Consider the following 5,573-nt stretch of genomic DNA (forward strand, 5'->3'; position numbering starts at 1 on the left):
GGGCCATACTAGTACTGGATGCATCTGCAGGATATCGCGGCCGCGAGTCACTGTTAGAAGTCCCGTATCGTTATTGACATATTTCCTGGCCCCACATCCACCTCCTGGTGTTAAAAGTGGATGACTTCTACATGACACAGAAAATCTCTGGCAAGCTATAACTAAAGTAGGCTTCCCTGGGTGAAAAAATAGTGGGGCCCAACAGATCTCTTTCTACATGTAGCCTGGGAAGGGTATGCTAGAAGATAATGGAGTTGCCTCCACTTAAACCAACCAAGTGAATGCTTAGCGATAGTTGGTAGATGCACAGAGCGCTCCATGAATGGTTTGACTCTAAGGACGACCTCAAATTTTACAGAGTGGTGTTCGTGTAGGAGCAAAAGCCCCTAGGCCAGCAATAATGGACTACTACTGTAAGTAACAGATATACTGGGCTGCAATACAGCAAAGAAAATCCCTCTTTTAATATATTAGACAGACCCATGTGAGGTGGACCTGTCCAAGCAGAAAATAAATTTGGGCTTACCTGGTGAATTTGTGAAGCTCAACTCCTACTACATCAGTACCTAATGCTCCCCGTACAGGCTCAGAAGAATCAGTATAAGGAGTACCCTACAACTGTACTTGGAAAAAAATATCAAATAGTAGTTTGCATTGCCTAAAAAAACTGTCATGAGCAAGTAGTGGCAACATCAGGCGGGGCAACAACCTGCTACTTCGATATATGAATTAACGGTCCAAGGATCCCCCGGGCCATACTAGTACTGGATGCATCTGCAGGATATCGCGGCCGCACGCCCATATAAACGATCGGATAAATAGCTGAATTTCCATGCCTTACGCGGTTGTCAGGACACAAGCACCATAAAGAAACAAGGGTTGGTCCGGAAGCCTTTAGCCAAGTTTAGCCACCCTGAAAGTATCTCTGGGAGGTGTGGAGGGAAAAACTGCTGTGATTTTAAACCTAAAAGTAACTTAACTCATAATAAGTTGGTAGTTAGACCACATGAAAAAATTGCTTTTGTTGGCCCAGTTCTGTTGATCTTTGAACCATGGTGGGAAAAGTGTAGTTTTAGTCAGTCTGAAGCTGCCATGTAACCAGTGCAAATGAGATAGTGAGTTACATAAACAATATACTTTGTGCTTTTTTTACTGCGCTGGTACATTTTAATGAAAGCAACTAAAAGGGAATCCCAAAATTGCATTTAGGGGGTCAGGCCAGGGCAATCTGTTGGGATATTTAATGACACACCTGGGGAGACTTTACAATAACTCTTTTTAAATCCATCTCCATTTAACTGGCTCTTAAAAGTTTGTACCATGATAATTTACTATCCAGGCAACAGCACAGACTAGACGAGCGCGAACCCCTTAACAGGCTAAGTGCGAGCGGATCCCCCGGGCCATACTAGTACTGGATGCATCTGCAGGATATCGCGGCCGCTCTAAACGTGGTAAATTGTTAACTCCGAGCTAGACTTCAGGTGGCCGTATTTATCAGATTTCCTCGTTGTGTCCTCAGAAAAAAATGCCAATACCACTTTCAGCTGTGAATATCCACCATGAAGGGCAAGACATGCTCATAATTAACTGTCAGGCAGGCCAGGCCTTCAGCTACAACGACCTTGAATTGGTTTATTCTGCTTGTCCTCTATAAGTTTGCCAGAGGGAATCACACATGAGCCAAACCTATTGAAGAAAGCATTAGGACAGTGCCAGTCTTAATCACAGTGGGGGGTATGTTATTCCCAATGAAGTCGTCCAGAAACGGACTAGGTAGTTAGCTTTTTCTAGTGCCCAACACATTAGAGGTGTGGTTTTTTTTCTCTAAAATAAGGGTGGCCATAGGCTCTTTTAACCAGAATCGGTGTAGTCAGCTGAAATTGACTTGCACGCCTGGGTCCTGTGTGTCTACTAACTTTCTCGCGAACGATAGCTAACGGATCCCCCGGGCCATACTAGTACTGGATGCATCTGCAGGATATCGCGGCCGCAGAAGACCTAAGCTAGCGTTTAGAGTGCAATTTTGTCAGCAGCCATACTCTAAGCCCTGTTTTTAAGTACCCAGGAAGCCAGAATAGTCTTGAGAAGGGAGGAAATTGCTGGGCAGCATTATGAGCATTATCAACACTTTTTTTCATGGAGGAAGTAAGTACAGGCAAAGCCAGATGAATTACGTTTAGAGCTGTGGAGGTCATTAAGACCCTGAATAATTGCTTTGATGGACCCATGCTGCCACAAAAAAAGATATAGGGGGCTGCCTTTATCCATGACATATAGCCACATCGGAGACATTTAATGATGCAATTTGAGCCCTGTGCCGAAGCTCAGTACCATATTACATGCCTCAAAGTGGTATCCAACCGTTAACTACAAATTAGAAACGTATACGGATCCCCCGGGCCATACTAGTACTGGATGCATCTGCAGGATATCGCGGCCGCGTCTTCAGAGGGGGATAGCATGACCTCACGCCTTCTATAAAAGCCCTCCCTTAGTCTTTTGATTATCCCATGACATTACACTTATTGTGAGGGGGTTATTTGACCGGACAGCTCTAGGGTTCGCAATGCTCCTCACAATATATCAAAGCCACCAAACATCCGGCCATCTATTCCGCTCTTCTCATGTTGGTTGTGAATATGTAATGCAGTCCAGGCTTCGTAGAACACAATGATCTAATAGAGGTGCATAAGTTGTGCAGAACCCTTGGAGTCTCATGGAATCGCGAATGGTCTCTAGGATCCCCCGGGCCATACTTGTACTGGATGCATCTGCAGGATATCGCGGCCGCCATCTGCCCTACGTTTGAGGGTTATAAGCTGGGTAGTATTACTCCTACTAACGGGCTGCATACCTCCATCTTCTAGCAGGTGTGGTCAGCTTCTCAGTGTAATCGGAAGGGACCTGTGAAAAAAAGGTTCAAAAGCACTGATGGGCAAGTGTTCTCCAGACGGTCTTAGAACGGACATTAGCGGTTTTGACAGATAAGGATCCCCCGGGCCATACTAGTACTGGATGCATCTGCAGGATATCGCGGCCGCTTAATTAACTGGCCTCATGGGCCTTCACTTCACTGCCCGCTTTCCAGTCGGGAAACCTGTCGTGCCAGCTGCATTAACATGGTCATAGCTGTTTCCTTGCGTATTGGGCGCTCTCCGCTTCCTCGCTCACTGACTCGCTGCGCTCGGTCGTTCGGGTAAAGCCTGGGGTGCCTAATGAGCAAAAGGCCAGCAAAAGGCCAGGAACCGTAAAAAGGCCGCGTTGCTGGCGTTTTTCCATAGGCTCCGCCCCCCTGACGAGCATCACAAAAATCGACGCTCAAGTCAGAGGTGGCGAAACCCGACAGGACTATAAAGATACCAGGCGTTTCCCCCTGGAAGCTCCCTCGTGCGCTCTCCTGTTCCGACCCTGCCGCTTACCGGATACCTGTCCGCCTTTCTCCCTTCGGGAAGCGTGGCGCTTTCTCATAGCTCACGCTGTAGGTATCTCAGTTCGGTGTAGGTCGTTCGCTCCAAGCTGGGCTGTGTGCACGAACCCCCCGTTCAGCCCGACCGCTGCGCCTTATCCGGTAACTATCGTCTTGAGTCCAACCCGGTAAGACACGACTTATCGCCACTGGCAGCAGCCACTGGTAACAGGATTAGCAGAGCGAGGTATGTAGGCGGTGCTACAGAGTTCTTGAAGTGGTGGCCTAACTACGGCTACACTAGAAGAACAGTATTTGGTATCTGCGCTCTGCTGAAGCCAGTTACCTTCGGAAAAAGAGTTGGTAGCTCTTGATCCGGCAAACAAACCACCGCTGGTAGCGGTGGTTTTTTTGTTTGCAAGCAGCAGATTACGCGCAGAAAAAAAGGATCTCAAGAAGATCCTTTGATCTTTTCTACGGGGTCTGACGCTCAGTGGAACGAAAACTCACGTTAAGGGATTTTGGTCATGAGATTATCAAAAAGGATCTTCACCTAGATCCTTTTAAATTAAAAATGAAGTTTTAAATCAATCTAAAGTATATATGAGTAAACTTGGTCTGACAGTTATTATTTACCCACCACTTTGGTAATTTCGCCTTTCACGTAATGCACAAATTCTTCCAGCTGATCCGCACGGCTGGCCAGACGATCTTCTTCCTGGCCCAGATACGCCTGACGCGCTTCCAGAATCACCGGCTGATACTGCGCCGGCAGACGTTCCATGGCCCAATCCGCCGCCACATCTTTCGGCGCAATTTTGCCGGTCACCGCGCTATACCAAATACGGCTCAGGGTCAGCACCACGTTGCGTTCATCACCCGCCCAATCCGGCGGGCTGTTCCACAGGGTCAGGGTTTCGTTCAGCGCTTCAAACAGGTCCTGTTCCGGCACCGGATCAAACAGTTCTTCCGCTGCCGGACCAACCAGCGCCACGCTATGTTCACGCGCTTTGGTCAGCAGAATGGCCAGATCGATATCAATGGTCGCCGGTTCAAAAATGCCGGCCAGAATATCGTTACGCTGCCATTCGCCAAACTGCAGCTCACGTTTCGCCGGATAACGCCACGGAATAATGTCATCATGCACCACGATGGTCACTTCCACCGCACGCAGAATTTCGCTTTCACCCGGGCTCGCGCTGGTTTCCAGCAGATCGTTAATCAGCGCACGACGGGTGGTTTCATCCAGACGCACGGTCACGGTCACCAGCAGATCAATATCGCTATGCGGTTTCAGGCCGCCATCCACCGCGCTGCCATACAGATGCACGGCCAGCAGGGTCGGTTCCAGATGACGTTCAATCACGCCCACCACTTCAGACAGCTGGGTGCTCACTTCCGCAATCACCGCTTCACGCATAATGTTCAGTTTGGTTTTCGGACGGCTGCCCTGCTGGGTCACATCGTTGCTGCTCCACAGCATCAGGCAACGGCCCACCGCATAACGCGCCTGCTGTTTGCTCGCACGCGGCATGCTCTGCACGCCAAAAAAGCAATCATAGCACGCCATAAACACCGCCACCGCACCATTACCGCCGCTACGTTCGGTCAGGGTACGGCTCCAATTACGGCTACGCATACTCTTCCTTTTTCAATATTATTGAAGCATTTATCAGGGTTATTGTCTCATGAGCGGATACATATTTGAATGTATTTAGAAAAATAAACAAATAGGGGTTCCGCGCACATTTCCCCGAAAAGTGCCACCTAAATTGTAAGCGTTAATATTTTGTTAAAATTCGCGTTAAATTTTTGTTAAATCAGCTCATTTTTTAACCAATAGGCCGAAATCGGCAAAATCCCTTATAAATCAAAAGAATAGACCGAGATAGGGTTGAGTGGCCGCTACAGGGCGCTCCCATTCGCCATTCAGGCTGCGCAACTGTTGGGAAGGGCGTTTCGGTGCGGGCCTCTTCGCTATTACGCCAGCTGGCGAAAGGGGGATGTGCTGCAAGGCGATTAAGTTGGGTAACGCCAGGGTTTTCCCAGTCACGACGTTGTAAAACGACGGCCAGTGAGCGCGACGTAATACGACTCACTATAGGGCGAATTGAGTGAAGGCCGTCAAGGCCTAGGCGCGCCGGATCCCCCGGGCCATACTAGT

Annotated in this window: 1 protein-coding gene; it reads right to left on the minus strand. The window is 48.6% G+C overall.

From position 1 onward, the window contains the following. Positions 1-4,037 precede the first annotated feature (4,037 nt). Positions 4,038-4,829 carry an ANT(3'')-Ia family aminoglycoside nucleotidyltransferase AadA1 gene (gene aadA1 / locus MET9862_RS28185; protein ID WP_001206316.1) on the minus strand — a complete coding sequence of 264 codons (792 nt, stop codon included), beginning with the start codon at positions 4,827-4,829 and terminating at the stop codon, positions 4,038-4,040. Positions 4,830-5,573: the final 744 nt, after the last annotated feature.

It is taken from the genome of Methylobacterium symbioticum (assembly GCF_902141845.1).
Taxonomy (GTDB): Bacteria; Pseudomonadota; Alphaproteobacteria; order Rhizobiales; family Beijerinckiaceae; genus Methylobacterium; species Methylobacterium symbioticum.

Excerpts from the sequence above, each read along its gene's own strand:
- aadA1 (WP_001206316.1), bottom strand. The coding sequence starts at position 4,829 with ATGCGTGAAGCGGTGATTGCGGAAGTGAGCACCCAGCTGTCTGAAGTG.